We start from the raw sequence: 26,434 nt of genomic DNA on the forward strand, positions 1-26,434 counted from the left end.
TTTAATGAATTCTGAGGAAAAAGGAAGAGCTGAGGGGCAAATCCGGCCAGAAATCCCAGCCGGGCTGTTCAGACTCAGCGCATCGGGGGGAAGCCTCCACCCATGCCGCCCATGCCCTTCATGGCACCGCGCATCTGGCGTAGCAGGCCCTTGGTACCACCCTTGGAGAGTTTGGACATCATCTTCTCCATCTGCATGTACTGCTTTAGCAGGCGGTTGACGTCAGCCGGCTGAGTGCCCGAACCACGCGCCACGCGAGCGCGACGCGAGCCGTTGAGCAGGTCTGGATGGCGACGCTCCTTCTTGGTCATCGACTGGATGATCGCGACCATGCGCTTGATCTCACCGTCATTGACCTTGGATTTCACGTTTTCCGGCAGTGCGGAAACGCCCGGCAGCTTGTCCATGAGGCCAGCCAAGCCGCCCATGTTGTTCATTTGTTCGAGCTGGTCGCGCATATCGTTGAGATCGAAGCGCTTACCCTTGATGACCTTCTCTGCGAGCTTCTGCGCCTTCTCTTGGTCGACCTTACGCTCCACTTCCTCGACCAGCGACAGCACGTCGCCCATGCCCAGGATGCGCTGCGCCACACGGTCCGGATGGAAAGGCTCCAGCGCATCGGTCTTTTCGCCCGCGCCGAGGAACTTGATCGGGCGGCCCGTGACGTAACGCACCGAGAGCGCCGCACCGCCGCGCGCATCACCGTCAGTCTTGGTGAGCACCACACCGGTGAGTGGCAGGGCTTCGGCAAAGGCCTTGGCGGTATTGGCCGCATCCTGGCCGGTCATGGAGTCGACAACAAACAGCGTTTCGACCGGCGTGATCGCAGCGTGTAGCGCCTTGATCTCCGCCATCATCGCCTCGTCCACATGCAGGCGACCCGCGGTGTCGACCAGCAGCACGTCGATCACTTCGCGGCGCGCGGCAGCCATGGCGTTCTTGGCGATGTCGACCGGGTTCTGCCCCGCTTCCGACGGGAAGAACTTCACACCCACCTGCTCTGCCAACGTGCGCAACTGCTCGATAGCGGCCGGACGGTACACGTCGCAGCTCACCACCATCACCTTCTTCTTTTTGCGCTCGGTGAGGAAGCGCGCAAGCTTGGCGACCGTCGTCGTCTTACCGGCACCCTGCAGGCCCGCCATCAGCACGACGGCGGGCGGCTGCTGCGCCAGGTTGAGCTCAGTATTCGCGGTGCCCATCACGGCCGTCAGCTCGTCGCTGACCACCTTCACCAGCGCCTGGCCCGGCGACAGGCTCTTGAGCACTTCCTGACCCACTGCGCGTACCTTCACGCGCTCAACCAGCGCCTGCACCACCGGCAAGGCCACGTCGGCCTCCAGCAGGGCAATGCGCACTTCGCGCAGCGCTTCGCGGATGTTTTCCTCGGTCAGGCGACCGCGGCCGCGCAGGCGGTTGACGGTGGCGGAGAGGCGTTGGCTGAGGGACTCGAACATGGATAGTGCCGGTAGGCGGAAAGAGATCGATTATAGCCGGGCTTGGGGGCCGGGTCTCGGGGCCCTCGGCGGAGCCCGCAAAATGGCGAGCCCGGGCACCCATCGTGCCGCATCCGCCGCCGCGACGCCGTACCCCTCCCGCCACTTCCGGCCCTATGCCACACTCGTCCGCTATGGCCGCCATCGTCTTCTTCGCTCTGCTCGCCATCGTGCTTTACCTCACCGCAGCGACGGCACTGGCCCGGCCGCTGTTGAGTGGCGGGCAGCCGCTGAATCGCTCTGCACTACTACTGGCGGGTGGTGCGGTAGTAATTCACGCCGGCACCCTGCTGAGCATGCATCGTGGCTCGCTGGACCTGCATTTCTTTTCCGCACTCTCGCTGGTGGCCTGCGTGGTGTCCGCACTGACGCTAGTGGTGAACATCTGGCGGCCGGTCGCAGCGCTTGGCGTCATCGTGTTCCCGCTGACCGCGCTGCTGCTCGCACTGGATACGTTCGCTGCGCCGATAACCGCGCCGCTGCCATTGGAGTGGCAGATCAAGCTGCATGTGATCGTGGCGTTGTTTGCCTTCAGCGTGCTGTCCATTGCCGCCGTGCTGGCCATCCTGCTGGCGGTGCAGGAGCGCGCGCTGCGCCATCGCCAGTTCGGCCCTTGGTTGCGCGCCCTACCGCCGCTGACGCTGACCGAAACCCTGATGTTCCGTCTGATCGGCACGGGTTTCCTGTTGCTCACGCTGACCCTGCTCACCGGCATCCTGTTCGTGGACAACCTGTTCGGCCAACACCTGATCCACAAGACGGTGTTGTCCATCATCGCGTGGCTGGTGTTCGGCACCCTGCTCTACGGCCGCTGGCGCCACGGCTGGCGCGGTCGCAGTGCGGTGAACCTCACACTGATCGGCATGGGCGTGCTGCTGTTGGCCTTCTTCGGCACCAAGGCGGTGCTGGAGCTGATACTCCATCGCACGCCATGAGCAACCCATGAGCACGGCTAGCCAGTTCGTCCTGACACTTTCCTGTCCTGATCGCGCCGGCATCGTGGCAGCAGTGTCAAACCACCTTGCCGCTCAGGGTGGCAACATCATCGAGGCGCAGCAGTTTGGCGATGCGGAGACGGGCCGGTTCTTCATGCGCCTGGTGTTCGAGGATGCAGAGCGCAACCTCGATGCGCTGTCTTCTGACTTCGAAGGTTTCGCGAAGCAATTTTCCATGCAATGGGCATTGCGTGACCGCGCCCAGCGTCGACGCGTGATGCTGCTGGTATCGAAGTTCGACCATTGCCTGTCAGACATCCTCTATCGCTGGCGCATCGGCGAATTGCCGATGGATATCGCCGGCGTCGTCGCCAATCATCCGCGCGACACGTATCGCCACCTTGATCTCGACGACATCCCGTTCCACCACCTGCCGGTGAACCGCGACAACCGGGACGGACAGGAAACAGCACTGTGGCAGCTGATTGAGCAATCAAGCACGGATCTGGTTGTGCTGGCGCGCTACATGCAGGTCCTGTCCAACGACCTGGCCCGCAAGCTGACCGGTCGCTGCATCAATATCCATCACTCCTTCCTGCCGGGCTTCAAGGGTGCGCGTCCGTATCATCAGGCGCACCGCCGCGGTGTGAAACTGATCGGCGCCACCGCCCACTTTGTGACCGCCGAACTGGACGAAGGCCCGATCATCGAGCAGGACATCGAGCGCGTGACGCACGCCGACACGCCGGACGACCTGATCCGCATCGGCCGCGACATCGAACGCCGCGTGCTTGCACGCACGCTGCGCCTTTACCTCGACGACCGCGTGCTGCTCAACGAGGCGAAAACGGTCGTCTTCCATTCTTGACGGAGATCCGCGTGGAACTGATCGGCATGCTCGATTCGCCCTATGTGCGTCGCGCCGCGATTTCGCTGCGCATGCTGGGCATCCCGTTCCAGCACCGCTCGCTATCGGTGTTTCGCAACTTCGACGAGTTCGAGCAGATCAACCCACTGGTGAAGGCGCCGACGCTGGTTGGTGACGACGGCGAGCTACTGGTTGATTCCTCGCTAATCATCGAATGGGCCGAGTCCGTGCGCACCGCGCCCAGCCTGATGCCCGTGGCGCCGACCGAGCGATTGCAGGCATGGCGCCTGATCGGCATGGCGCTGACCGCCAGCGAAAAATCCGTGCAAATCGTGTACGAGCACAAGCGCGTGCCGGAACGTCGCGACAGCGACTGGCTGGCCCGCGTCGAAGGCCAACTGCGCGCCGCCTACGACATGCTCGAGCTGCACGCTGCCGCTCATGGCGATTGGCTGGTCGGCGACCATTTCAGCCAGGCGGACCTCAGCACGGCCGTCGCCTGGCGCTTTACCCAACTCGTTGCACGCGACGCGTTAGGCCAGCGCGACTACCCTGCGCTCCGCGCGCTTTCGCTCCGCGCGGAGCATTTGCCGGCTTTCCAGGCGCTGCCGCCGGAATAACAGCGCAAGTCAATAACAGCGCAAGTCGCAGCTCAGCGCGACAGGTGGGTAGCCAACGCCCCGTAGAACTGGTCGTAGATCGCTGCGTCGCTCAGCACGCTGGTGCGGGAATCGCCATTGCTGTCCCACACGGTGCGGCGAAAGCGCGTCCTGGCGAATACGCCCTGGCCGTCGGGCGCGGGCTCCAACAAGATCAGTGCCTCGGTAGTCTGGTGATCCGGTTTGCTGGGCAAGGGCACCTTTGCCTTCAAAACGCCACGCAAAACCTCACGGCCTTGACTCACCAGCACTTCGTTATGCCGCGCCTCGACCAAATGGAACTCGCGGTCGACCATGGTCGTTTCGTAGCCCTGCTCGCGTAAGGTTTGCACCGCGGCATCCAGCGCCGGATCAAGGCTCGCGCTGTAACGATGATCGCGCACCCGTTGCAGGGTCTGTTGATCCTTTTCGCCAAGCTCCACATTGGTCTGCGTGGAACTGTAATGAAGAAAGTGACCACCTTTGCCGGTCACCTCCTCATTGGGTTTGGTCGCATCCTGGGCCAGCACCGCACTGGCGACAAACACGCCCAATACGGCAACCCATCCTCGCATCATCCCTCGCTTCCGCCTGCGGTACATACAGCGTCCTGCCTGATCGACCTGGGGAAGCGCAGACTAACCATTCCCGGCGGACAACACGTGTGCCACTCCCACACGCTGCTTCATCACCGTTCAGCGGCAGGCATCGATCGCCTGAGAGAGCCGCTCCACTGCGACGATCTCCATCTCCCCCACCTTTGCCTTTTTCGGTGCATTCGCCTTGGGCACGATGGCTCTTTGGAACCCATGGTGCGCCGCTTCTTTCAGGCGCTCCTCACCATTGGGTACCGGGCGAATTTCTCCAGACAAACCCACTTCACCGAAAGCGATGGTTTTCTCCGGCAACGGGCGATCACGCAGCGAGGAGAGCACGGCCAGCAGCACCGGAAGATCCGCGGCCGTCTCCTGCACGCGGATACCACCAACCACATTGACGAACACATCCTGGTCGTAGGCCGCCACGCCACCATGCCGATGCAGCACGGCCAGCAGCATGGCGAGGCGATTCTGTTCAAGGCCGAGCGCAACACGACGCGGATTGCCCAACGAGGACTGGTCCACCAGCGCCTGCACCTCGACCAACAGCGGTCGCGTACCTTCGCGTGTCACCATCACCGCACTGCCGGGCGTCGGCCCACTGTGCGCGGACAGGAAGATCGCCGACGGGTTGGGCACCTCGCGCAGTCCCTTCTCCGACATAGCGAACACACCCAGCTCATTCACCGCACCGAAGCGATTCTTGAAGGCACGCAGCACGCGGAAGCGGCTGCCTGATTCGCCTTCGAAGTACAGCACCGCGTCCACCATGTGCTCCAGCACGCGCGGACCGGCGATGCCGCCCTCCTTGGTCACGTGTCCCACGAGGAAAACGGACGTGCCGGTTTCCTTGGCGAAACGGGTTAGCTTGGCCGCGGACTCGCGCACCTGACTCACCGATCCCGGCGCGGCGGTCAGCAACTCGGTCCAGATGGTCTGGATGGAGTCGATCACCAAAACACGCGGACGATTACTCAGTGCCTGCTCGATGATGCGCTCGATGCAGGTTTCAGCCAGCGCGTGCAACGGCGCCAGTGGCAGATCCAGGCGCTGCGCGCGCGAGGCGACCTGCGCCAGCGACTCTTCGCCGGTCACGTAAACGCTGGGCACCCGAGATCCCAGCGTGCCAAGCATCTGCAGCAGCAACGTCGATTTGCCAATGCCGGGGTCGCCACCGATCAGCACTACCGAGCCGTCTACCAGGCCGCCGCCCAGTACGCGGTCCAGCTCGCCGATACCGGTGAGCGTGCGTACTTCCGCATTGAGCGCCACCGCCGTCAGCGGGGTTACCTTGGGCGAGCCGGCGGCGGCACCGGCATAGCCGGCGGTGCTGCGCGCCGCACCCGCCGATTTCACTGCCGGCTGCACCACAATTTCGCTCAGGGTGTTCCACACGCCGCAGTCCACGCACTGGCCCTGCCACTTGGAGTGCTCTGCTCCGCAATCGGTGCAGACATAGGCGGTCTTGGCTTTGGCCATGCGTCATTTTCCTGGGTACATCGTGAAGACGTCCAAGCTTAACGGGGCGCCATCGCAATCGGCGAGACGCGGATAAAGTCGACCTCGGGAAAAACGCGGGACTGAACCTCCCGGCGCGCTCAGCCTTCGTCTTCGACGAACAACACGCGTTTTGTCATGCCACACGTCAGGTCGTAGGAGATCGTGCCAGCCTGCGTCGCGATGATTTCGACAGGCAACTCCGGCCCCCACAACGTCACGCGATCACCGACCTTGGCATCCGGAGCACCACGCAAGTCCAGCGTGATCAGATCCATCGACACGCGGCCGATCAACGGCACCTGTCGATCGCCCACCAGCACAGGCGTACCGGCGACCGCGCTGCGTGGATAACCGTCGCCATAGCCCACGGCCGCCACACCCACCGCCATGTCTTCGGGGCAGGTCCAGGTGCCGTTGTAGCCAATGCGTTCGCCCTTGCCAATGCGGTTGATGGCGATCAGCCGCGTGCTCAACGTCATCGCCGGACGGAAGCCGAAATCGGCCCCGGTTTTGCCGTCAACCACCGACAAGCCATACAGCAAACCACCCGTGCGCACCCAATCGCCGCGCGCATCGGCCCAGCCCAACACCGCCGCGGAATTGGAGAGCGAGCGCGGCCCTTGCAAGCCGCGTGTCGCCTCGGCGAAACGCGCGATCTGCGCGGGCGTCTCCGCACCGTCGAACACTTCGGATTCAGCGAAATGCGTCAGCAGGCCGATCTCGGGATCGATGCCTGGCATCGATGCCAGCTGCGCATGGACAAAAGCCACGGCCTCGGGCGCGAAGCCTAGCCGATGCATACCGCTGTCCACCTTCAACCACACACGCAAGGGACCGCGCGACGGCGAAGCTTCCTTCAGCCAGTGCAGTTGTTCTTCATGATGAATGGCAGCGTCCAGATTCAGCCGCTGCATTTCAGCGATATCGCTCGCCTGATCAGGCCCCGACAACACGACGATCCGCTGGCGATGCCCCGCCGCACGCAACCGCAAGCCGTCGCCCAGCGCCGCGACAGCGAAGGCATCAGCAGCACCATCCAACGCGCGCGCCACACGTTCAAGACCATGCCCATAGGCGTCGGCCTTGACCACAGCCATGACTTTGGCTGGCGCGGCCATCTGCTTGATGCGCGCAAGATTGTGGCGCAAGGCGCCCAGGTGGATCGTGGCGACGGTAGTACGGCTCATGCGTGCCTGGCGCCCTTTGGACGCGATGAAAATGGGCGGAAAAATAGGCCGGATAACCTCGGACAAGGCGGGAAGCTTACCAGCCTTGTCCGGGACGACCCGGCCCAACGCGCCCAACCTAACGTTCCGGTCCGGCACTCCCGGGGCGCCACCGTGGCATTCCCCGGGCAACGGCTACCCTCACCGGTAGCCGCACCCACTCAACGGTTGTCGTGGGAATCGCAGCGCTCAATCGCGACCTGACGCGCCTTGTCGTATTCGTGCTGGGTCATGGCACCGGACGCCAGCGCGCTCTGCAGGTCCGTCATCTGCTTGCCACAGGTGTCATTGTTCTGCACGACGCGGGTACTGCTGCCGCAGCCGGCCAGCGCCAGGCAAGCGGCAATCAGCGATGTAGAAATGATGGTTCGGCTCATGGCGGCACCTCTCAGATGACACGCAGCACCAACAACACGATCAGGACGATCACAATCAAGCCCAGGCCACTGCTCGGGCCATAGCCCCATGCACGGCTGTATGGCCATGTCGGCAGTACGCCGAGCAAGAGCAACACGATGATGAGCAGAAGAATCAGCGACATGTGTCGTGCCTCGTGTGGGGAACCAGCTACGAGGCTGCGCCGCGACATGTGAATGCCGCACGGGATTCATGTGTAGAGCATGCATAGACGCAATGCAGTACAGGCGCCGTTCCTATAACGGAACGCGCCTGTACGTGATGCATCGTTGTTTATTCGAAGGCGCCGACGAACGAGTCGGGCGCGTAGTTCTCGAACTTGGTGTAGTGGCCAAGGAAGGTCAACTTCACCGTGTCAGTCGGACCGTTACGCTGCTTGCCGATAATGATTTCCGCGAGGCCCTTATCGGGCGATTCCTTGTTGTAGTACTCGTCGCGGTAGATGAACATGATCACGTCCGCGTCCTGCTCGATAGCGCCGGATTCGCGCAGGTCGGACATCATGGGGCGCTTATCGGCACGCTGCTCCAGCGAGCGGTTCAACTGCGACAGCGCAATCACCGGGCAGTTGAGCTCCTTGGCGAGACCCTTCAACGAGCGCGAGATTTCCGAGATTTCAGTCGCGCGATTTTCATTCATGCCCGGCACCTGCATTAGCTGCAGGTAGTCGATGACGATAAGCCCGAGGCCGCCGTGCTCGCGATGCAGTCGGCGCGAACGCGAACGCAATTCCACCGGTGACAAGCTCGGCGTGTCATCGATGAAGATCTTGGCTTCGGACAACAGCGCGATGGCGTTAGTGACACGCGGCCAGTCTTCCTCGGCGAGGTCGCCGTTGCGCAAATGCTGCGCATGGATACGGCCCACCGAGGAAATCATTCGGAAGGCCAGCTGCGAAGCCGACATTTCCATCGAGAAAATCGCCACGGCCTTCTTGCCACGCATTGCCACGGCTTCGGCCATGTTCACCGAAAACGCGGTCTTACCCATGGAGGGTCGCGCCGCGACGATGATCAGATCGGAGGGCTGCAGACCTGAGGTGAGCTCGTCCAGATCGGAAAAGCCGGTGGAAACACCGGTGAGCTGCCCTTTGTTCTCGAAGCGCTCAGAGAGGATGCGGAAGGCGTCCTTCACCGCCTCACGCATGGACACGGTGTCTTTCTTGCCGCGCGCACCCGACTCGGCGATCTTGAACACCGCTTGCTCTGCGCGCTCAAGCACTTCCTGCACGCTCTTGCCTTCGGGCTGGTAACCGTCCTCGGTGATGCCGACGCCCGCATCGATCAGCTGACGCAGCACGGATTTTTCGCGAACGATTTCAGCGTAGGCGGCAATGTTCGCCGCGCTCGGCGTGGTGTTGGCCAGCTCGATCAGATACGACGCACCGCCCACCATCTCGGCCAGGCCGTTGGCCTCGAACCAGTCGCCAAGCGTTACCGCATCACACGGCATGCCCTTGGCCGCCAACTCGGTGATGGCGCGCCAGATCAGGCGATGATCCTTGCGATAGAAGTCCTGCTCGCTCAGGCGGTCGGCCACCTTGTCCATCGAATCCGGGGACAGCATGAGGCCACCCAGCACAGCTTGTTCCGCGTCGATCGAGTTGGGTGGTACACGCAGGGCATCGATGCTGGACGGAGGTTTGCGCTCGGAACGACCGCGGCGCTCAGGGCGATCGGAACGATCGGAAACGAAGGACATCGCGATTCCTCGCAGCGGAGCGCTGCATTGCCGGCGGCGTTACGTGAGCACAGAGCATACGCGGCACCCTCTCAGGCGACGAGACAATAACTCTGTGGATAACCTGTGGTTCGTTGTGGATAACCTGGAACGAACGACGGAAAAGCAGACGGGCGCCCGGAGGCGCCCGTCTGGGTACTGCAAGCGATGGATCGGCTTACTTTTCGCCGACCACGATCACCTTGATCTGGGTCTGCACGTCAGCGTGCAGCGCGACCACGGCGTCGAACTCGCCGGTGTGGCGGATCGGGCCTTCGCCCTGGATCACTTCACCCTTGTTCACGTCGTGACCGGCAGCCTGCAGGGCTTCCGAGATCTCGCGCGGGCCAACCGAGCCGTACAGCTTGCCTTCCGGGCTGGCATTCGCGGCGATGGTCACCGTGACGCCTTCCAGCTTGGCCTTGCGGCCTTCGGCACCGGACAGCTGCGAGGCAGCCTTGGCTTCGTACTCGGCGCGGCGCTTCTCGAAAGCTTCGAGGTTGGCGGCGTTGACCGGCACGGCCTTGCCCTGCGGCAGGAGGTAGTTACGGCCGTAACCCGGCTTGACCTTGACCTTGTCGCCCAGGTTGCCGAGGTTGCGGACTTTTTCTAGAAGAATCAGTTCCATGGTGGTTCCTTTTCGTTAGCACCGGATGGGCCCGGCGCAGCCGTGGACGGTTGTCCGAAGAGTTGGAGATGCGCCGGATGTCACCACCCGGCGCATGCCACGACTTATTAGACGTCGTGGTTGTCCGTGTACGGCAGCAGAGCCAGGAAGCGGGCGCGCTTGATAGCGGTCGCCAGCTGACGCTGGTAGCGAGCCTTGGTGCCGGTGATGCGCGACGGAACGATCTTGCCGTTCTCGGTCACGTACTGGCGAAGGGTGTTGAGATCCTTGTAATCGATCTCTTTGACTTTTTCGGCCGTGAAGCGGCAGAACTTGCGGCGGCGGAAGAACTTGGACATGTCTGTGCTCCTGATCAGTCGTCGCTGTCGCGATCGTTGTCGCGCTCTTCGCGGTCACGACGAGCCGGACGCTCGTCACCATCGCTGTCGTCATCGCGGCGACGCGAGGACTTGGCGTCATCCTTTTCCTTGGACTTCAGGATGAAGGACTGCTCGGTATCGGCTTCGTCACGGCGAACCACGAGGTGGCGCAGCACGGCGTCGTTGAAGCGGAAGCCCGACTCGAGCTCGTTCAGCGCGTTCTGGCTCACTTCAATGTTGAGCATGACGTAGTGAGCCTTGGCCAGGTTCACGATGGGATACGCCAGCTGGCGGCGGCCCCAGTCTTCCAAGCGGTGGATCTTGCCGCCGTCGGTCTCGATCAGCGCCTTGTAGCGCTCGATCATCGCCGGGACCTGCTCGCTCTGGTCAGGGTGGACCAGAAACACGACTTCGTAATGTCGCAGGGACATCGTGTGGTAACTCCTTGTGGATGCGGCCTTTTCGGGCCTGGCAGCCTCCCGCCCTATGCGGTGAGGCAAGGTTCCATCCGCGCCTTTGAGGCATGGACAGAAGCGGAAGTGTAAGGGAATTCAGCCGTTTGGGGCAAGTCGATGACAGCCCCGGCTGCGTTCGCGCCAAATCTCAGCCGACGGTGAAACTCTCACCGCAACCACATTCGCCCGTGGCATTGGGGTTGTGGAAGACAAAGGCGGCGTTCAGGCCCTGGCGCTGGAAATCGATCACCGTGCCATCGATCAGGGGCAGGCTTTTGCCCTCGACGATCAGCGGCACGCCGTCCACGTTCATGATCTCGTCGCCCTCGCCCAGATCCTGAGCTAGGTCGACCACGTAACCAAAACCTGAGCAGCCGGTCTTCTTCACGCCAAAGCGCACACCTGCGGCACCGGGGGTACCGGCAAGGAAGGAACGCATGCGTTCGCTGGCGGCGGGAGTAATGGTGATGGTCATGGGCGATGCAACTACTGAGGCCTTTCGGCGGTCGGAAAACGGACGCTAGGTGTCGCTAGCTGAACGGAACCTACATTATCATGCTCAGTTCGACTTACGCGTCCGATATGCGGCGCCCAGCAGGAGTTTCAATCCATGGCGGTGGTTAGCGTCAAGCAGGCTCTTTCCGGTTCGATCGAAGCCGGCAGTGTCGTCACGGTGCGCGGTTGGGTGCGCACGATCCGCGATTCGAAGGGCGGCCTGTCCTTCGTGAATGTGACCGATGGCTCCTGCTTCGATCCGATCCAGGCGGTCGTCACCGACAAAGTGTCGAATTACGAGAACGAGGTGAAGCACCTGACCACCGGTGCCGGCCTGATCGTGACCGGCACACTGGTGCCGTCACAGGGCAAGGGACAGCGCTTCGAGATCCAGGCCGATACGGTCGAGGTCACCGGCTTCGTGGACGATCCGCTGACCTACCCGATTCAACCCAAGCCGCACACCATGGAGTTCCTGCGCGAAGTGGCGCACCTGCGTCCGCGCACCAACCTGTTCGGCGCAGTGACCCGCGTGCGCCACACCATGATGACGGCGATCCACCGCTGGCTTACTGAGCAGGGCTTCTTCTGGATCAACACGCCGATCATCACCACGTCCGATGCCGAGGGCGCGGGCGACATGTTCCGCCTGTCCACGCTGGACCTGGCCAACCTGCCCCGCATGCCGGACGGCAAGATCGATTTCCGCAAGGATTTCTTCGGCCGCGAAGCCTTCCTCACCGTGTCCGGTCAGCTCAACCTTGAGGCGTACTGCCTGGCGATGAGCAAGGTGTACACCTTTGGCCCGACCTTCCGCGCGGAAAACTCCAACACCGCCCGCCATCTCGCTGAGTTCTGGATGGTGGAGCCGGAGATCGCCTTCGCCAACCTCAACGATAACGCTGACTGCGCCGAAGGCTTCCTCAAGGCTATCTTCAAGGCCGTACTGGAAGAGCGCGCGGATGACATGGCGTTCTTCGCTGAGCGCGTGTTGCCGGACGCGATCAGCCGTCTGGAAGCTTTTGTCTCCAAACCGTTCGAACGCATCGACTACACCGACGCCATCGAGATCCTCAAGAACTCGGGCCAGAAATTCGAGTTCCCGGTGGCCTGGGGCATCGATCTGCAAACCGAGCACGAGCGCTATCTCGCCGAAAAGCACATCGGCCGCCCGGTGGTAGTGATGAACTATCCCGAGCAGATCAAAGCCTTCTACATGCGCCTGAACGACGACGGCAAAACCGTCGCCGCGATGGACGTGCTGGCGCCGGGCATTGGCGAGATCATCGGCGGCGCGCAGCGCGAAGAGCGCCTCGACTACCTCGACCGCCGCATGACCCAGTTTGGACTCGATCCCGCCACTTATGGCTGGTACCGTGACCTGCGCCGTTACGGCACCGTGCCGCACGCCGGCTTTGGCCTCGGTTTCGAGCGCCTGCTGGTCTACGTGTGTGGCCTGTCCAACATCCGCGATGCCATCCCCTATCCCCGTGCGGCAGGGACGGCTGAATTCTGATCTTCCACGGTTGAGTTATGCGCTATCGACTGATCATCGCCACTGCCCTTCTCGTGTCCGCCATGCTGGTGGGCGGCTGCAGCGTGAAAGCGCTGGTACCGCCCAACCTGCGTCCGCCGGAGAACAACAATTCCGGCCTCGATCAGGCGAAGAAGTCTCTGCAGCAGGCCACCCCCTGCTGCAGCACCTTTGCCGATTTCTCCTTCCAGGATTCGCTGCCCTGGCGGCCGAAGAAGTTCGAACTTGGCCCGGGCAGCATGGTCGCCAATCTCAATGGCGACCGCAGCTACTTCCTGAGCTTCAGCCTGCCTCGCGAAACGCAGATGCCCTACCGCGTTGCCGTGAAGTCGGAATTGAACGGCCGCTGGCTGCGCGCGAGCTATCTGTTCGCGCCAACCGTTGTGCTACTGGACGACGCTTTCCAGCCGATCGACAGCAAGGACTTGAGCCTGTGCGAGCACATGGGCTGGACAGACGACACCACGGGTGCCTTCGGCAGCGTGGATGTCACCGACAATCGCGCGCGTTACCTGGTGTTGTACAGCTCAGCCAAACAGCAGGCCGGCAATACCTACTGGGAGCAGTCACCCGCGGCGTTCTCGGCCGAGGCGCCGGTGAAGATGGCAGCCGCCGGCACGTTCAAGGTGCCGCACGGGCCCGACGGCACGGTGTGGATCGGCATGATGGACAAGGCCTATCAGGACGCCCAGAACAACGCCATCTGCGCCAAGCCTGAGCAGGGCAACGGTGTGCTGAGCACCCTGCGTGATGCGATCCCCCTGCCCGGCATCGGCAGCGACGGTGACAAGAGCAATGCAGCCAAGCCTGCAGCATCGCCCAGCAGCACAAACAATACGAATTCCTCGCCCGCGACAAACGACTCAGCCAAGGGCTGAGTTCGCATCCGCAGGCCTTCACCAACAACAGGCACGGCATGATTCAGCTTTATCTCTCGCTACTCCTGGCCGGCGCCATCTGTTTCGTACTGCACTTCGGCGCGCAATACCGCGTTGCGTCGCTCCTGCGCAGCCGGCACCCGAACGAGTGGAAGATCATCGCCGAGAGCGACGGCCAGCCCACCAACGCGTTGCGCACGTGGATGCGCCTGCAGTTGGCGCTGCGGTCGCCCGTACTGCCCGCACTGGAAGACGGCTCCGTTACCCGCTGGCGCCAGGTCTGGCGCTACAGTCCGTGGGCCGCGTGGCTGTGCTGGTTCGGCGCACTTGCCGTGCAGTACACCGCGCGCTGATCGCACTTTCCTAAGGGGAGACATCGATGCAACTGGATCTGAGCGGACGTCGCGCCCTGGTATGTGGTGCCTCGCAGGGCATTGGCCGCGCCAGCGCCATCGAGCTGGCTGAACTGGGCGCCAGCGTCACCCTTCTCTCGCGTTCCGCGGATACGTTGAAAGCCGTCGCGGAGGCCCTGCCCCACAAGCACGATCAGCAGCATCGATGGTTTGCCGTGGACATGGCCCAGACGGACAACCTGCGCGACGCGCTGGCGGACATCGTGGCGGACCATCCGGTCGAGATTCTGATCAACAACACGGGCGGTCCGCCGGGCGGTCCTGCCCACACAGCCACCGCCGACGCCTTCGAGACGGCTTTCCGCCAGCACCTGCTGGCTGGTCAGACCCTCGTGCAGGGGTTGCTTCCCGGCATGCGCGCCAGTGGTTACGGCCGCATCGTCAATGTCATCTCTACGTCGGTGAAGGAGCCGATCGCCGGCTTGGGCGTATCCAATACCGTGCGCGCCGCCGTGGCGAGCTGGGCCAAGACCTTGTCCGGCGAGCTGGCCGCCGATGGCATCACCGTCAACAACGTACTGCCCGGCTACACGCGCACCGCACGTCTGGATGGACTGCTCACCGCACAGGCGCGCAGCAGCGGACGCAGTGAGGAAGACGTCGCGCTGGGCATGCTGTCCACGGTACCTGCCCGTCGTTTTGGCGACGCCGCCGAAGTGGCCGCTGTGATCGCCTTCCTATGCACGCCGGCTGCGGCCTACGTGAATGGCGTGAGTATTGCGGTGGATGGCGGCAGGACCCGCTCCCTGAGCTGACGACATCGTTGCGCATCGTCACGCGCCGCATACGCTCGCGTCCGGTGCAATTGAAGACCCCAGGCCTTAAGCTTGCTCAGATGCCTACCTTGCGCCTCGCCAATCTGATCGACGGCCGCCTCCAGGCGCCACGCAACGATCGCTGGCTGGACGTGTTCGAGCCGGCCACCGGCCAGGTCTTCGCACACTGTCCCGACTCCACTTCTGATGACGTCGCCGACGCCGTGGCCGCTGCCCGGCGGGCCGCCCCCGGCTGGGCCGCGACGCCGACCGAGCAGCGTGCCAGTCTCTTGTATCGACTCGCCGATCTGGTCGAGGCGCGTACGGACGAATTCGTCGCGCTGGAGTCGCGCGACAGCGGCAAGCCGTTGGTCCAGGCACGCAATCTCGATATTCCCCGTGCGGTTTCCAATCTACGCTTCTTCGCCGCCGCCATCATGGGCTGGAGCAGCGAATCGCATGCCATGGAAATCGGGGCGATCAATTACACGCTGCGCCAGCCACTCGGCGTGGTTGGCTGCATCAGCCCATGGAATCTGCCGCTGTATTTGTTTACCTGGAAGATCGCCCCTGCGCTGGCTGCCGGCAACACCGTGGTTTCCAAGCCATCGGAAATCACACCGTGCACGGCCGCACTGCTCGGCGAGCTAAGCATCGAGGCGTGCTTCCCGCCCGGTGTGTTCAACATCGTGCAGGGACGCGGCCCCAGCGTGGGGCAGGCCATCGTCGAACACGCGGCGGTAAAGGCGGTGTCGTTCACGGGAAGCACGCGCACCGGTGCGCAGATCGCCGCCGTCGCCGCGCCACAGTTCAAGAAGGTATCGCTGGAACTGGGCGGCAAAAACCCGGCTATCGTGTTCGAAGACGCGGACCTCAGCGACACCAATCTCGACACCATCGTGCGATCAGGCTTTGCCAACCAAGGTGAGATCTGCCTGTGCGGTTCACGCCTGCTGGTGCAGCGCTCCATCCATGAAACGTTTCGCGAACGCTACCTTGCGCGCGTTAAAGCACTACGCGTCGGCGATCCGAACGAAAACAACAGCGACCTCGGTGCGCTCGTCTCGCGCGAACACTTCGACAAGGTCATGGGCTGCATCGCCACGGCACGCGAAGAAGGCGGGCGCATTCTGTGCGGTGGCAAAGCCATCACCGTGGATGGGCGCTGTGCTAGTGGCTGGTTTGTCGCCCCCACCGTCATCGACGGCCTGGGCAGCGATACCGCCACCAACCAGCACGAGATCTTTGGACCCGTGGTGAGCCTGATTCCCTTTGAGGACGAAGCGGAAGCCCTCGCCATCGCCAATGGCACCGGCTACGGGCTCGCTGCATCGGTATGGACGCGTGACCTGTCGCGCGCGCACCGTTTCGGCGCCCAATTGGATTTTGGCATCGTGTGGACCAACTGCTGGCTGCTGCGCGATCTGCGCACGCCCTTTGGTGGCACCAAGCAATCCGGCCTCGGCCGCGAAGGTGGCGCGGAAGCGCTGCGCTTCTTCACCGAGCCCAAAAATATTTGCATACGCTACTGAGAATGCTGCCGTGAAAAACCCCCTCCAAAATCTTCTCGACAGCAATCGCGTGTGGTCCGCCACCATGGTCGAACAGGACCCGCGATTCTTCGAACGTCTAGCTCAGCAGCAAGCCCCCAAATATCTGTGGATCGGCTGCTCCGACTCGCGCGTGCCCGCCACGCAGATCGTGGACCTGCCGCCGGGCGAGATCTTCGTGCAGCGCAACGTCGCCAACGTCGTGTCGCACACCGATCTCAACTGCCTCAGCACCATTCAGTTCGCCGTCGACGTGCTCAAGGTCGAGCACATCCTGGTAGTGGGTCACTACGGATGCGGCGGTGTGCAGGCAGTGCTGGACGAACGCCGCATGGGCCTGGTCGACAACTGGCTGCGCCACGTGGGTGATGTGGCGCAGAAGCATTCGAAGCTGCTTACCTCGATCGACCTGATGAATCTGCGCAATGCCCGCCTGTGCGAGCTCAATGCGATGGAACAGGCCGTCAACGTCTGCCACACCACCATGGTGATGGACGCATGGGAGCGCGGTCAGAAGCTCTCCGTGCACGCGTGGTGCTACAGCCTGTTCGATGGCCATGTGAACGACATGGGCATGCACGTGAGTTCACGTGACGAGCTAAGGCCCGCTTACGAGCGCGCGCTCCAGCGCCTGGGAACCATCCCCGAGTTCAACCGATGAGCAACGTCGTCCGCACGGATCAAGCGCCAGCGCCGGTAGGCGCCTACCCGCACGCGCGCCGCGTGGGCGACCTGCTGTTCCTTTCCGGCGTAGGTCCACGCACGCCGGGCAGCAATGCCATTCCAGGGAATGTCTACGACAGCGAAGGCAAGCTCGCCGGCTACGACATCGAAGCACAATGCCGGCAAGTGTTCGCAAACGTGCGCGCTGTTCTCGAAGCCAGCGGCGCACGCTGGGAAGACCTGGTGGACATCACCGTGTTCCTTACCGACATGGCGGGCGATTTCCCGGCCTACAACAAGCTCTACGCGGAGCATTTCGCCGGCGTCGACGCGTGTCGCACCACGCTAGGTATCACCGCGTTGCCGACGCCGATCGCCATCGAACTGAAGTGCATCGCCTCACTCAAGTCCTGAAACCGCCCAGTATGCGCGCAAGAAAAAAGCCCCGACGCTGACGCGCCGGGGCTTTTCTTTGACCGGAACTCAGTGGCTGGCTTCGGTCTGCGGCAACGTGGACTTAGCCGTGCGCTTGGGCGACTTGCTGCCCTTTGGCTTGGGCTGGCCGTTGTTGTCGGTCTTGCTCTTCTTGTGATGGTGCGCCGGCGCGGCGGCAGGCGTGGCCGAAGCCGGCTTGGCCGCTGCGGGCGCAGCCTGCGGGGCGGCAGGCTGCGGGGCTGCGGTCTGCGCCAGCAGGGAACCGGAAAGAGCCACACCCGCTACGAGCAGGGAAGCGATCGCGAACTTGCGCATGTGATAAGCCTCGACTTGAAGAATCTGTGTTCTGTCGCGGACCCGGCCGGAACCCGGCGACACGAGCGGCGCGACGCCTAAAACATGGCATGTTTCCGCGTTATCCGGAACTGCTCTTTTCTCGCGTCGTTGTCAGATTTTCCCGTTGGCCGTCTTGACATTGCAATCGCCTAACAACGACCGAATGTTTTTGCGATCAGGCGATACATAGCGCCAGCAACCGCGCGATGGTCTCCTGCACGCGCACTGCTCGTTCATCGGCATACGCGAAACTGTCTTCATCCATATAGTTGAGCTGTGACAACTCCAATTGCACCGCCTGCACACCTTCAGCAGGCCAGCCATAGTGGCGCGTGATGTAGCCGCCCTTGAAGCGTCCATTGACCACGAAGCTGTAACGGGACTGGGCCTCCAGCGCTTCCCTGAGTTGTTCCTGCAAGGCGGCGGAACAACTGGTGCCGTCGGCCGTACCCAGGTTGAAGTCCGGCAGTTGCCCTTCGAACAACATGGATACATGGCTGCGGATGGAATGGCCGTCCCACAACACAACACGACCGTGCTCCACGCGCAAACGCTCAAGTTCTTGCGACAACGCATCGTGGTAAGGGCGCCAGTAGACGTTTACCCGACGTTGCATTTCTTCGGCGGTGGGTTCATCGCCATCGAGATAGAGCGGCTCGCCATCGAAACCGATCGTGGAGACGAGGCCGGTTTCGCGCTTGCCCGGATAAAGCGCTTGCCCATCCGCGGGACGATTGAGGTCAACCACGTAACGCGATGCCGCCGGGCGGATGACGCTGGCGCCCAAAGCCTTCGCGAGCGGTTCGTACAGTCGCCCCACGTGCCAGTCGGTATCGACCGAGCGCTGCGCATTCGGCCGCATGCGTGCAACGATGTCATCGGGAATGTGGCTGCCGTCATGCGGCAGGCTGATGAGCAGCGGCGCGGTGCCGCGATGCAACGTATAGGTGGCGGTCATTGCTTGAGTTTAGCGCGGCCGGCGGTGCCTCGTCCCCGCCGCATCAACTCATCAGCACCAGCTCTTCGGCGGAACTCGGATGGATGGCGACCGTGGCGTCGAGATCACGCTTGCGCAGCCCCATCTTCATTGCGACAGCGAAACCCTGAAGCATCTCGTCCGCACCGCTGCCGAGCACATGCATGCCGACCACGCGCTCGTCCTCACCTGCGCAGACGATCTTCATAAGGCTCTTGTAGTGTCGTCCGCTGACGGCCCACTGCAGGGGCGTGAAGCGTGCCCGATAGACACGCACCTGTTCGCCATGCTGTTCGCGTGCTTCGGATTCAGTGAGCCCCACCATCGCCAACGGGGGCTCAGCAAAGACGACGCTAGGAATGTTGTCGTAATCCAGCCGGCTATCCGGCTGCCCGCCAAACAGACGATCCGCAAGGCGCCGCCCGGCTGCCACGGCGACGGGAGTCAGTTCGGGACGCCCGGTGATGTCGCCCACCGCGAAGATGCCGTCGACGTTGGTGTTCTGCCACGTATCGGTGACGACATACCCGGCTTCATTCACGCGCACACCTGCCGCTTCCAGGTCCAGTCGCTCGCTGTTGGGTATACGGCCGACTGCCCACAGCACAGCGTCATAGGAGCCGCAGGGACCATGCACGGCGTCGTCGATCACGATGGCGTCGCCTTCGCGATGCAGGCCCGTCACCTCGACTTGGCGGGTCACCCTGATCCCCGCCTCGCCCATGTGCTGCTCCAGCGCGTCCACGAGTTCGATATCGAAGTCCGTGAGCATCCGGCGACGCACGTGCAGCGACACCTCGCTACCCAATGCATTGAACAGGCCCGCGAACTCGATAGCGATGTAGCCGCCGCCGATCACGGCAATGCGCTTGGGCAATGAGCGAAGTGCAAAGATGTCGTCCGACACCATGCCGAGATCGAAGCCGGGTAGGTCCAGCCGGCGTGGGCGGCCACCCGTGGCGATCACGATCCGCGCAGAGTGCAACTCCTCACCGCCAGACGTGGCGATGATATCGGCGGACACAAAACGTCCCGTCTCCGCGAATACCTGGATGCCCGCCGTCGCCAGGTTCGCCGCATATCGCTGGCGAATGCCATCGATGTAGTGCTGACGCAACTGACGAAAATGTTCCCAGTCGAGCGGACCCGGCGACAACGCAAAACCATAGTCGAGCGCGAGCCGCTGCTCCCGCGCCAATTGCCCTGCGTACCACAGCGCCTTCTTCGGCACGCAGCCGACGTTGACGCATGTTCCACCCAGCGCACCCGGTTCAAGCAAGGCCACACGGGCACCGTGGCGCGCCGCTCGAATGGCCGTAGCCAAACCACCGGAGCCACCGCCAAGCACGATCAGGTCAAAGGTTTCCGCCATGCTGCTCTCCAGAACCTGTGGACGCCAAGATCACACGCCGAACCTAGAGGGCGCGTAGGGGGTCGGATCCAGCGACGGCACGCCACCACGCAACATCGACGCCACCAACTCACCCGTGGCCGCCGACATGCTGACGCCGAGCATGCCATGCGCTGTAGCCAACGTGAGGTTGGACCAGCGCGAACTTGGCCCGATGATGGGTACTTCATCCACGCTCATCGGGCGCCAGCCCCACCATTCTTCCTGCATCGCGGGACCTTCAGAGACATGCAACCCCTGCGCCGCGCCGCGACGCAAAGCATCCAGACGCGTGCGATTGAGGCCCTCCGCATAGCCAGAGAACTCCATGGTGCTACCCAATCGGAATCCCGTCTCCCAGGTCGTTACGCACACGGCGGCTTCGCGCAACACCAACGCATGACGGGGGGCCAATGCGGGCCTCGAATAGGTGATCGAATAACCCTTGCCCGGCTGCATCGGCAGGCGCAGACCTAACTGGTTCGCCAACAGTGGCGACCACGCACCGAGCGCCATCACGACACGGTCGCCACGGAACACACCGCGCGTGGTGCGGACATGATCGATACGATCCTGCTGCGTGCCGAATTGGTCGATGCGCGCCCCCGATTCGATCACACCCCCCATGGCCTGCACGCGATCCGCAAGTTCGGCGGCGTAGCGGTCCGGCCGCAGGCGTGCGTCGCCGGGATGGAACAGGCCACCGACGACACCCGGTTTCAGCGCAGGCTCCCGGGCCTCCACCTCCTCCCCATGCCATCGCTCAACGGTGATGCCGAGGCGATCGAGCACGTCGGCATGGTGTCGTTGGTCGGCATGTAAGGCCTTGTCGGTGCGATAAACGTACAGCTCGCCTTCTTCACCGAATTCGCAATCGAAACGCTCGTTGTGCACGAGCTCCGCGAGCAACCGACGCGAGTGCTGCAGGATGGCCGAACGCGCGTGCGCCGCGTGCTCGAAGTCGCGCCAATTGCAGTGGCGGGCAAAGCCGAGCAGCCAGCGGAAACGCGGTCCATCGAAACGTGGATTGAGGTAAAGCGGCGCATCCGCCCTGAGCATCGAGCGCAGTGCAACGCCGAGCGTGCCCGGCATGGCCAAGGGTGGGGCGTGGCTAGGGGTGATCGTTCCACAATTGCCGTGCGAACTTCCGCAGCCCGGGTTACCCTGCTCCAAAATCCGCACGGTAGCCCCGGACTTCAGCAGGAAGTAAGCGCAGGCCAGGCCGATAACGCCGCCGCCAAGAATCAACACATCGCTGCGTGAAGCATCCATCCGGTTATTGTAGCGTTCCGCCCCTAACCCCGAGGGTTCAGCGCGATGGGTAAGTCAGAAGTGAAGTCCGGCAGGATGATGTACAGGTGGCGTGCCCTACTGACTTTGGCGATGGCCACGGTTGTGTGTGCGGCGGCGTCCGCGCAGCAGTCCGCCACGTCGGCGCAGACCGCACCTACCCCGGAGCCACCAGTCCGGGCGTCCACCGCTATAACGGTGAAGCGCGATCTGTTCGAAGAGTCGGCGCATATAAAGAACGATCTGGCGCGCTATTTGTACCTGCGCGAGGTCATGCCGCAACTCACCAAGGACGATCGCCTGATCGACCAGCAACTGCTTGCCACCGTCGAAGACGAGCTGGGCCTGTATGACGAGGCCCTATTGGATTTCCCGTTCGACAACCGCGTGCAGACACCGGTGCCGCTGCCGTCCCCCGGTGACTGGGCACCTGCCGATGCAGCGACAGAGATCGCCAAGCTCGCCACCGACCGCCGCATCGTGATGGTCAACGAAGCACACCACGACGCACACACTCGCGAGCTTACGCTGGCCTTGCTACCGAAGCTGCGCGCCGAAGGCTTCACCTATTTCGCTGCCGAGGCGCTGGTCAACAGCGACACCGACCTGATGAAGCGCGGCTACCCCGTTACCAGCAGCGGCAGCGAATACCTGCATGAGCCGCTTTACGGCCAGATCATCCGCGAAGCGATTCGTCTGGGCTTTAAGGTGGTGGCCTACGAATCCGATGCCGATGCGTTATCTGATCGCGAAGCAGGTCAGGCCCAGTTGCTCTATCGCGAGGTATTCAAGAACGACCCCAACGCCCGACTGTTTGTGCACGCCGGCTATGCACACATCGACAAGGCCGTGGGCAATCTGGGCAAGACCATCAAACCCATGGCGATGCAGCTCAAGCAGCTGACAGGTTTCGACCCGCTGTCGGTCGACCAGACGCGTTGGCGCGACATTGGGCCCATGCCCAAGAAGGACCTGTACAACCAATTGATCGCCGCCTTCCCGGTCGACAAGCCGTCGGTATTGCTCAGCCGTCAGAGCGGCAGTGTGTGGGCGTCCGACCCGGACCGTCATGACGTCGACGTGATTCTCCCGCCCTCCGGGCACCAGCGCCGGCCACACTGGCTGGCACTGGGTGGTGCACGGGATACCCGAGTGATTTCGAGCGACATCTGCCAACGACAGCTTCCCTGCGTCGTGGAAGCGCGCCTCACCAAGGAGAGCGACGACGCCATCCCTGTAGACCGCTATGTCTTTACCGCCAACGACACCATGAATTCACTTTACCTGTGGCCGGGCGAGTACAAGATCACCAGCCGTGACCGCGGCGATCGCAAGGTCGGCGAACACAACCTCACAGTAGGCGCACCCGGCTCATGACAGCCGGAGACCCCACTTAGTGTGATCACTCACAACTTTCCTCCAACTCATTGATTTGATAACCTCGGGCTCGTCTCAAGCAAAGGGGATACGAGATGCGCCCGGAGTTTGCCGTTCTAACCAACCGCCGGTTGGTTTCCTGGCGCATGGCCCGCACCACCCTGCTCGCCTCCGCCGTGCTCCTATTGGCCGCCTGCGCCAGCAACAGTCGGCGTCCGGAACCGACCTACAAAGACTCGCGTTCTTCATTGGCCAACCTGCCGGCCCGCGCTCCCACCGGTGCGGCGGGTACCGCCAATGACGTGCTGTTTCGCGCCATTGCCCTGGTAGGCACTCCTTATCGCTGGGGCGGAAACACGCCTGACGGCGGTTTCGATTGCAGCGGCTTGGTCGACTACATTTACCGCAATGCAGCCGGACTGACCCTGCCCCACAGCTCCCGCGAGATGTCTCAGCTGAACGGGCCGCGGGTCGGGCAGATGACCGACCTGGTCAGTGGTGACCTGGTGTTCTTCGGCGGCTCTAGCGGCATCAGCCACGTGGGCGTTTACGTCGGCAAGGGCCGTTTTGTTCACGCCCCCAACAGCGGCGGCACCGTACGGCTGGACGATATCGACGGCCCGTATTGGAAAGACCACTTCGCCTTCGGCAAACGTCTGCTGGACTGACGAGTCGCCTCGCGACCTCTCCTGCCGTGTAGAAGCGCGCTTGCGCCTGATCCGCCGGCCTCAGCGGCGACGGTAGCGACATGGACTGACGCTTCACCGACCCGAGCGCATCCTCCGACCCTTTCTGGCTCCGAGTACCCCACGGTCGCGCCTTTGGCTCTGCCTATGGCATCGATTGAAAAATTGAATTGTACACAATTTAATTTTTCGCTTAGGATTTATCGCATGAACCGGACGCCCACACCCAATCACCTCCTGCTCGACCAGCAACTCTGCTTTGCCCTGTATGCCGCGTCCCGCTCAGTCACGAGTCTGTACCGCCCGCTGCTGGACCCGCTGGGACTGACCTATCCGCAATATCTGGTGATGCTGGTGTTGTGGGAGCAGGACGGCCTGACGGTGCGGGAGCTAGGCCAACGCCTCCAACTCGACTCCGGCACGCTTACCCCCCTGCTCAAACGCCTGCAGACAGCTGGACTGGTGAGCCGGCAACGCCGCAAGGAAGACGAACGCGAAGTGGACATCCGCCTCACCGACACCGGCCTCGCCCTGCGCGAACAGGCCAGTGGGATTCCCGAATGCCTCGCACAGTGCATGCAGCTGTCACTCGACCAGATGCAAAGCCTGCGCGATGAACTGAAGCGACTCACCCGACAGATCCAACTCTCCCAACGCGAGGACTAAACCATGAACATCAGCAAGATTCTCTATACCGCTACCGCCACCGTACACGGCGGCCGCGAAGGCCACGCCAAGAGTGACGATGGCGTCCTCGACCTGCAGTTGGTCGTGCCGAAGGGCCTGGGTGGCCCGGGCGGCCACGGCAGCAACCCGGAACAACTGTTCGCCGCCGGTTATGCGGCCTGTTTCGAAGGCGCAGTGCGTTTCGTAGCCCGCCAGAAGGGCGTGACGTTGAAGGATGCTTCGGTCACCGCGCACGTGGGCATCGGCCCGCGCGAGCCGACCGGTTTCGGTATCGCCGTGAAATTGGAGGTGAGCTTGCCGGGTGTGGACCGCACCGTGGCGCAGGAGCTGGTGGATACGGCGCATCGCGACATCTGCCCGTATTCGCATGCGACGCGCGGTAATGTGGATGTGGATATCACGCTCGTCTGAGCGGGTTTCCCTTGATGTAAGCGATGGCGGCGCCTTGAGGGGCGCCGTCATTGTTTGTGGTGGCGTTCGTTCTGGCTTTGACTGTCGTCATGGTGCATTCGGGTTGAGCGACGCTAAAGCGCGCAGAACTCGCTGGCTCTACTCCCTCTCCCCTTGGGGGAGAGGGTTGGGGTGAGGGTTGGTGCTCGTCGCACCGTTTCATCTTTGCCGTCATCCCGGCGCAGGCCGGGATCCAGTGACTTTGCGCTAGGTTGTCGCGTGGTGGCGACCTGGCTCGCCTGCGGCGGGCTTTCGACCTCTTACCGGAGGCCGAGTCACTTTTCTTTGCTTGCCCAAAGAAAAGTAACCCAAAGAAAGGGCACCCCCACTTGGCGCTGGCCGGTGAAGCCGGCCAGTTCGTGAGGGGCGGCCGGGCTTTTCGACGGGGCTCCTGCCCCGGCGAAAAGGGATCGGCGTCCTGCCGATCCCCCTGCGGGCCTTCTCGTCCACCCCTCACCGCCGCACAGGGGGCCCGAGGGTCAAAGGCGAAAGCGGACGGCTCGCGCAGCTTTGCTGCACATCGCATCGCGGCAGGTCGCATTGCTCCTGCTCTAGCGCAGAAAGCCAAGGCAGATGAACGATGCCGTTACGTGGCGAGTTCTCCACACCGGTCGGGAGGCGTAGCGAAGCCTGCTTTAAGTCCTCTCCGCATCGGCGCGTTGCGAAGCGCTTCGAACTACCCGCTGTGTAGAGGCGAAGGTTGCCAAGCAACAACCTGCCTCAAGCGCTCGGGCTTTTCCCTGCAGAATGCTGCGGGCGTTGGCCTGTCAGGCCATTTCTTTGGGCCAACAAAGAAAAGTGACTCGAGCGTCCCACGGGACTAGCTTCGCGTCGTCGGCAGACGATCGAAACGCCCGCTGCGTAAGCAGCCAGACGCAGTTAGCGCACGAGACGACAGCCGACCACTGACGACACTGGATCCCGGCCCTTGCCCCCTTTTGTGGGGTACGCAGGGATGACGGCTTAGAAGAAACGATGAGGCTAGATTGACCCCTCACCCCAACCCTCTCCCCGAAGGGGGCGAGGGAGAAAGAAGGAGCCGAGCTCCCCTGCCCCCTCTACCAACCGCCAACAAAAAAGCCGCCCCTGACGGAGCGGCTTCACGAGCCTAACCCCTCTCCCAAAGGAGAGAGGGAGAAAAGCGCTATCAGTGCGCCTCAGCACCCGGCGGATGCGCATGACCATGCGCAATCTCTTCCTCGGTACCGTCACGCACTTCATTAATGGTCACATCGAAGTTCAGCGTCTTGCCCGACATCGGGTGGTTCAAGTCCACATCGACCGTGCTCATGCCCACCTTCTGCACCACCACCACGCGGTGGCCGCCTTCCTTCAGCGCCAGCACGGTAGTCATACCCGGCTTGAGCTTGGCAGACTGCTGGAAGTACTTCTTCGGCACACGCTGGGTCATGCCTTCCTGGCGCTCGCCGTAACCTTCGGCCGCCGCCACTTCAACCTGCAGGTTCTCGCCCGCTTCATGGCCTTCCAGTGCCTTTTCCAGGCCCGGAATCAGCTGGCCATAGCCGAGCAGAATCCACAGCGGTTCGTTGCGGTCGAGGGAGCTCTCGACCTTTTCACCGTCCACCGTCAGCGTGTAGTGGAGCGAGATGACCTTGTCCTTGCCAGCCTTCATTGCATGTCTCGTGATGGATCAAACCCCCAATGCTACCAGCCTGCCC

Annotated in this window: 30 protein-coding genes; 14 read left to right on the forward strand and 16 right to left on the reverse strand. The window is 62.8% G+C overall.

The genetic code is table 11. The annotated features are described in order from the left end of the window. Positions 1–74: 74 nt before the first annotated feature. On the reverse strand, positions 75–1,457 hold the full coding sequence (gene ffh / locus DyAD56_RS09350; protein ID WP_102302482.1) for a signal recognition particle protein: 1,383 nt from the start codon (positions 1,455–1,457) through the stop codon (positions 75–77). A 173-nt stretch (positions 1,458–1,630) separates the two neighbouring features. Between ffh and ccsA the strand changes: the two genes are divergently transcribed. The 3 genes from ccsA to DyAD56_RS09365 are packed head-to-tail and all read left to right on the forward strand — an operon-like array spanning position 1,631 to position 3,919. Then, entirely contained in the window at positions 1,631–2,431 is an 801-nt protein-coding gene (gene ccsA / locus DyAD56_RS09355; protein ID WP_102302483.1) for a cytochrome c biogenesis protein CcsA, read from the forward strand. 7 nt (positions 2,432–2,438) lie between these two features. Next, positions 2,439–3,299: a formyltetrahydrofolate deformylase gene (purU, locus tag DyAD56_RS09360; RefSeq protein ID WP_102302484.1), complete on the forward strand. Its 861-nt coding sequence runs from the start codon at positions 2,439–2,441 to the stop codon at positions 3,297–3,299. Between the two features lie 11 nt (positions 3,300–3,310). Beyond that, positions 3,311–3,919: a glutathione S-transferase family protein gene (locus DyAD56_RS09365; RefSeq protein WP_102302485.1), complete on the forward strand. Its 609-nt coding sequence runs from the start codon at positions 3,311–3,313 to the stop codon at positions 3,917–3,919. A gap of 32 nt (positions 3,920–3,951) precedes the next feature. Here DyAD56_RS09365 and DyAD56_RS09370 read toward each other — a convergent pair whose 3' ends face one another. The 10 genes from DyAD56_RS09370 to DyAD56_RS09415 form a co-directional block, all read right to left on the reverse strand. Further along, positions 3,952–4,515: a hypothetical protein gene (locus tag DyAD56_RS09370; RefSeq protein ID WP_102302486.1), complete on the reverse strand. Its 564-nt coding sequence runs from the start codon at positions 4,513–4,515 to the stop codon at positions 3,952–3,954. A gap of 117 nt (positions 4,516–4,632) precedes the next feature. Beyond that, a complete protein-coding gene (radA, locus tag DyAD56_RS09375; protein ID WP_102302487.1) occupies positions 4,633–6,015 on the reverse strand; it encodes a DNA repair protein RadA in 1,383 nt (460 codons plus the stop codon). Between the two features lie 119 nt (positions 6,016–6,134). After that, the gene (alr, locus tag DyAD56_RS09380; RefSeq protein ID WP_102302608.1) at positions 6,135–7,223 is read right to left on the reverse strand and encodes an alanine racemase; all 1,089 of its coding nucleotides are present in this window, start codon (positions 7,221–7,223) and stop codon (positions 6,135–6,137) included. Positions 7,224–7,423: 200 nt separating this feature from the next. Next, a complete protein-coding gene (locus DyAD56_RS09385; RefSeq protein WP_102302488.1) occupies positions 7,424–7,639 on the reverse strand; it encodes a hypothetical protein in 216 nt (71 codons plus the stop codon). 11 nt (positions 7,640–7,650) lie between these two features. Continuing rightward, a complete protein-coding gene (locus DyAD56_RS09390) occupies positions 7,651–7,803 on the reverse strand; it encodes a DUF3309 family protein (protein WP_102302489.1) in 153 nt (50 codons plus the stop codon). 149 nt (positions 7,804–7,952) lie between these two features. Further along, positions 7,953–9,380 (reverse strand): replicative DNA helicase, encoded by a 1,428-nt coding sequence (locus DyAD56_RS09395; RefSeq protein ID WP_102302490.1) that lies wholly within the window; start codon positions 9,378–9,380, stop codon positions 7,953–7,955. Positions 9,381–9,576: 196 nt separating this feature from the next. Further along, positions 9,577–10,026, reverse strand: coding sequence for a 50S ribosomal protein L9 (gene rplI / locus DyAD56_RS09400; protein ID WP_102302491.1), 450 nt, complete (start codon positions 10,024–10,026; stop codon positions 9,577–9,579). Between the two features lie 107 nt (positions 10,027–10,133). After that, the gene (gene rpsR / locus DyAD56_RS09405) at positions 10,134–10,364 is read right to left on the reverse strand and encodes a 30S ribosomal protein S18 (protein WP_017462785.1); all 231 of its coding nucleotides are present in this window, start codon (positions 10,362–10,364) and stop codon (positions 10,134–10,136) included. Positions 10,365–10,378: 14 nt separating this feature from the next. Beyond that, positions 10,379–10,816, reverse strand: coding sequence for a 30S ribosomal protein S6 (rpsF, locus tag DyAD56_RS09410; RefSeq protein WP_102302492.1), 438 nt, complete (start codon positions 10,814–10,816; stop codon positions 10,379–10,381). A gap of 172 nt (positions 10,817–10,988) precedes the next feature. Next, entirely contained in the window at positions 10,989–11,315 is a 327-nt protein-coding gene (locus DyAD56_RS09415; protein WP_102302493.1) for an iron-sulfur cluster assembly accessory protein, read from the reverse strand. A gap of 135 nt (positions 11,316–11,450) precedes the next feature. On the opposite strand from DyAD56_RS09415, the gene asnS reads away from it, so the two are divergent. From asnS to DyAD56_RS09450, 7 genes are all read left to right on the forward strand, one after another. Beyond that, complete coding sequence (gene asnS, locus DyAD56_RS09420) at positions 11,451–12,851, forward strand: asparagine--tRNA ligase (protein ID WP_102302494.1); 1,401 nt, start codon at positions 11,451–11,453, stop codon at positions 12,849–12,851. A gap of 17 nt (positions 12,852–12,868) precedes the next feature. Next, a complete protein-coding gene (locus tag DyAD56_RS09425; RefSeq protein WP_102302495.1) occupies positions 12,869–13,747 on the forward strand; it encodes a MalM family protein in 879 nt (292 codons plus the stop codon). Between the two features lie 38 nt (positions 13,748–13,785). After that, on the forward strand, positions 13,786–14,100 hold the full coding sequence (locus DyAD56_RS09430; protein WP_102302496.1) for a hypothetical protein: 315 nt from the start codon (positions 13,786–13,788) through the stop codon (positions 14,098–14,100). A gap of 26 nt (positions 14,101–14,126) precedes the next feature. Further along, positions 14,127–14,915, forward strand: a complete 789-nt coding sequence (locus DyAD56_RS09435; protein WP_102302497.1) for an SDR family oxidoreductase — start codon at positions 14,127–14,129, stop codon at positions 14,913–14,915. An 80-nt stretch (positions 14,916–14,995) separates the two neighbouring features. Beyond that, on the forward strand, positions 14,996–16,447 hold the full coding sequence (locus DyAD56_RS09440) for an aldehyde dehydrogenase (protein WP_199178926.1): 1,452 nt from the start codon (positions 14,996–14,998) through the stop codon (positions 16,445–16,447). A gap of 10 nt (positions 16,448–16,457) precedes the next feature. Continuing rightward, a complete protein-coding gene (can, locus tag DyAD56_RS09445; protein WP_102302498.1) occupies positions 16,458–17,126 on the forward strand; it encodes a carbonate dehydratase in 669 nt (222 codons plus the stop codon). Beyond that, complete coding sequence (locus tag DyAD56_RS09450; RefSeq protein WP_102302499.1) at positions 17,123–17,542, forward strand: Rid family hydrolase; 420 nt, start codon at positions 17,123–17,125, stop codon at positions 17,540–17,542. The genes can and DyAD56_RS09450 overlap by 4 nt, the downstream gene beginning before the upstream one ends. A gap of 69 nt (positions 17,543–17,611) precedes the next feature. On the opposite strand, the gene DyAD56_RS09455 is transcribed toward DyAD56_RS09450, so the two are convergent. The 4 genes from DyAD56_RS09455 to DyAD56_RS09470 form a co-directional block, all read right to left on the reverse strand. Next, positions 17,612–17,878, reverse strand: a complete 267-nt coding sequence (locus DyAD56_RS09455; RefSeq protein ID WP_102302500.1) for a hypothetical protein — start codon at positions 17,876–17,878, stop codon at positions 17,612–17,614. Between the two features lie 196 nt (positions 17,879–18,074). After that, positions 18,075–18,857: an N-formylglutamate deformylase gene (gene hutG / locus DyAD56_RS09460; protein ID WP_102302501.1), complete on the reverse strand. Its 783-nt coding sequence runs from the start codon at positions 18,855–18,857 to the stop codon at positions 18,075–18,077. Positions 18,858–18,900: 43 nt separating this feature from the next. Beyond that, a complete protein-coding gene (gene gorA, locus DyAD56_RS09465; RefSeq protein ID WP_102302502.1) occupies positions 18,901–20,247 on the reverse strand; it encodes a glutathione-disulfide reductase in 1,347 nt (448 codons plus the stop codon). A gap of 30 nt (positions 20,248–20,277) precedes the next feature. Next, positions 20,278–21,537 carry an FAD-dependent oxidoreductase gene (locus DyAD56_RS09470; RefSeq protein WP_102302503.1) on the reverse strand — a complete coding sequence of 420 codons (1,260 nt, stop codon included), beginning with the start codon at positions 21,535–21,537 and terminating at the stop codon, positions 20,278–20,280. Between the two features lie 45 nt (positions 21,538–21,582). On the opposite strand from DyAD56_RS09470, the gene DyAD56_RS09475 reads away from it, so the two are divergent. The 4 genes from DyAD56_RS09475 (at position 21,583) to DyAD56_RS09490 (ending at position 24,716) form a co-directional block, all read left to right on the forward strand. Continuing rightward, complete coding sequence (locus tag DyAD56_RS09475; protein WP_233202355.1) at positions 21,583–22,932, forward strand: hypothetical protein; 1,350 nt, start codon at positions 21,583–21,585, stop codon at positions 22,930–22,932. 146 nt (positions 22,933–23,078) lie between these two features. Then, positions 23,079–23,600, forward strand: coding sequence for a C40 family peptidase (locus tag DyAD56_RS09480; RefSeq protein WP_102302610.1), 522 nt, complete (start codon positions 23,079–23,081; stop codon positions 23,598–23,600). Between the two features lie 225 nt (positions 23,601–23,825). Beyond that, a complete protein-coding gene (locus tag DyAD56_RS09485) occupies positions 23,826–24,284 on the forward strand; it encodes a MarR family transcriptional regulator (RefSeq protein ID WP_102302505.1) in 459 nt (152 codons plus the stop codon). A 3-nt stretch (positions 24,285–24,287) separates the two neighbouring features. Next, positions 24,288–24,716 (forward strand): organic hydroperoxide resistance protein, encoded by a 429-nt coding sequence (locus DyAD56_RS09490; RefSeq protein ID WP_102302506.1) that lies wholly within the window; start codon positions 24,288–24,290, stop codon positions 24,714–24,716. A 1,186-nt stretch (positions 24,717–25,902) separates the two neighbouring features. Here the strand turns inward: DyAD56_RS09490 and DyAD56_RS09495 are convergent. Further along, positions 25,903–26,388, reverse strand: coding sequence for a peptidylprolyl isomerase (locus DyAD56_RS09495; protein ID WP_102302507.1), 486 nt, complete (start codon positions 26,386–26,388; stop codon positions 25,903–25,905). Between the last annotated feature and the right edge of the window lie 46 nt (positions 26,389–26,434).

The sequence above is a fragment of the Dyella sp. AD56 genome, from assembly GCF_002878475.1.
GTDB lineage: Bacteria > Pseudomonadota > Gammaproteobacteria > Xanthomonadales > Rhodanobacteraceae > Dyella.

Coding starts and splice junctions, on each gene's coding strand:
- ffh (WP_102302482.1), bottom strand. CDS start 1,457: ATGTTCGAGTCCCTCAGCCAACGCCTCTCCGCCACCGTCAACCGCCTG.
- ccsA (WP_102302483.1), top strand. CDS start 1,631: ATGGCCGCCATCGTCTTCTTCGCTCTGCTCGCCATCGTGCTTTACCTC.
- purU (WP_102302484.1), top strand. CDS start 2,439: ATGAGCACGGCTAGCCAGTTCGTCCTGACACTTTCCTGTCCTGATCGC.
- DyAD56_RS09370 (WP_102302486.1), bottom strand. CDS start 4,515: ATGATGCGAGGATGGGTTGCCGTATTGGGCGTGTTTGTCGCCAGTGCG.
- radA (WP_102302487.1), bottom strand. CDS start 6,015: ATGGCCAAAGCCAAGACCGCCTATGTCTGCACCGATTGCGGAGCAGAG.
- alr (WP_102302608.1), bottom strand. CDS start 7,223: ATGAGCCGTACTACCGTCGCCACGATCCACCTGGGCGCCTTGCGCCAC.
- DyAD56_RS09385 (WP_102302488.1), bottom strand. CDS start 7,639: ATGAGCCGAACCATCATTTCTACATCGCTGATTGCCGCTTGCCTGGCG.
- DyAD56_RS09390 (WP_102302489.1), bottom strand. CDS start 7,803: ATGTCGCTGATTCTTCTGCTCATCATCGTGTTGCTCTTGCTCGGCGTA.
- DyAD56_RS09395 (WP_102302490.1), bottom strand. CDS start 9,380: ATGTCCTTCGTTTCCGATCGTTCCGATCGCCCTGAGCGCCGCGGTCGT.
- rplI (WP_102302491.1), bottom strand. CDS start 10,026: ATGGAACTGATTCTTCTAGAAAAAGTCCGCAACCTCGGCAACCTGGGC.
- rpsR (WP_017462785.1), bottom strand. CDS start 10,364: ATGTCCAAGTTCTTCCGCCGCCGCAAGTTCTGCCGCTTCACGGCCGAA.
- rpsF (WP_102302492.1), bottom strand. CDS start 10,816: ATGTCCCTGCGACATTACGAAGTCGTGTTTCTGGTCCACCCTGACCAG.
- DyAD56_RS09415 (WP_102302493.1), bottom strand. CDS start 11,315: ATGACCATCACCATTACTCCCGCCGCCAGCGAACGCATGCGTTCCTTC.
- asnS (WP_102302494.1), top strand. CDS start 11,451: ATGGCGGTGGTTAGCGTCAAGCAGGCTCTTTCCGGTTCGATCGAAGCC.
- DyAD56_RS09425 (WP_102302495.1), top strand. CDS start 12,869: ATGCGCTATCGACTGATCATCGCCACTGCCCTTCTCGTGTCCGCCATG.
- DyAD56_RS09430 (WP_102302496.1), top strand. CDS start 13,786: ATGATTCAGCTTTATCTCTCGCTACTCCTGGCCGGCGCCATCTGTTTC.
- DyAD56_RS09435 (WP_102302497.1), top strand. CDS start 14,127: ATGCAACTGGATCTGAGCGGACGTCGCGCCCTGGTATGTGGTGCCTCG.
- DyAD56_RS09440 (WP_199178926.1), top strand. CDS start 14,996: ATGCCTACCTTGCGCCTCGCCAATCTGATCGACGGCCGCCTCCAGGCG.
- DyAD56_RS09450 (WP_102302499.1), top strand. CDS start 17,123: ATGAGCAACGTCGTCCGCACGGATCAAGCGCCAGCGCCGGTAGGCGCC.
- DyAD56_RS09455 (WP_102302500.1), bottom strand. CDS start 17,878: ATGCGCAAGTTCGCGATCGCTTCCCTGCTCGTAGCGGGTGTGGCTCTT.
- hutG (WP_102302501.1), bottom strand. CDS start 18,857: ATGACCGCCACCTATACGTTGCATCGCGGCACCGCGCCGCTGCTCATC.
- gorA (WP_102302502.1), bottom strand. CDS start 20,247: ATGGCGGAAACCTTTGACCTGATCGTGCTTGGCGGTGGCTCCGGTGGT.
- DyAD56_RS09470 (WP_102302503.1), bottom strand. CDS start 21,537: ATGGATGCTTCACGCAGCGATGTGTTGATTCTTGGCGGCGGCGTTATC.
- DyAD56_RS09475 (WP_233202355.1), top strand. CDS start 21,583: ATGGGTAAGTCAGAAGTGAAGTCCGGCAGGATGATGTACAGGTGGCGT.
- DyAD56_RS09480 (WP_102302610.1), top strand. CDS start 23,079: ATGGCCCGCACCACCCTGCTCGCCTCCGCCGTGCTCCTATTGGCCGCC.
- DyAD56_RS09485 (WP_102302505.1), top strand. CDS start 23,826: ATGAACCGGACGCCCACACCCAATCACCTCCTGCTCGACCAGCAACTC.
- DyAD56_RS09490 (WP_102302506.1), top strand. CDS start 24,288: ATGAACATCAGCAAGATTCTCTATACCGCTACCGCCACCGTACACGGC.
- DyAD56_RS09495 (WP_102302507.1), bottom strand. CDS start 26,388: ATGAAGGCTGGCAAGGACAAGGTCATCTCGCTCCACTACACGCTGACG.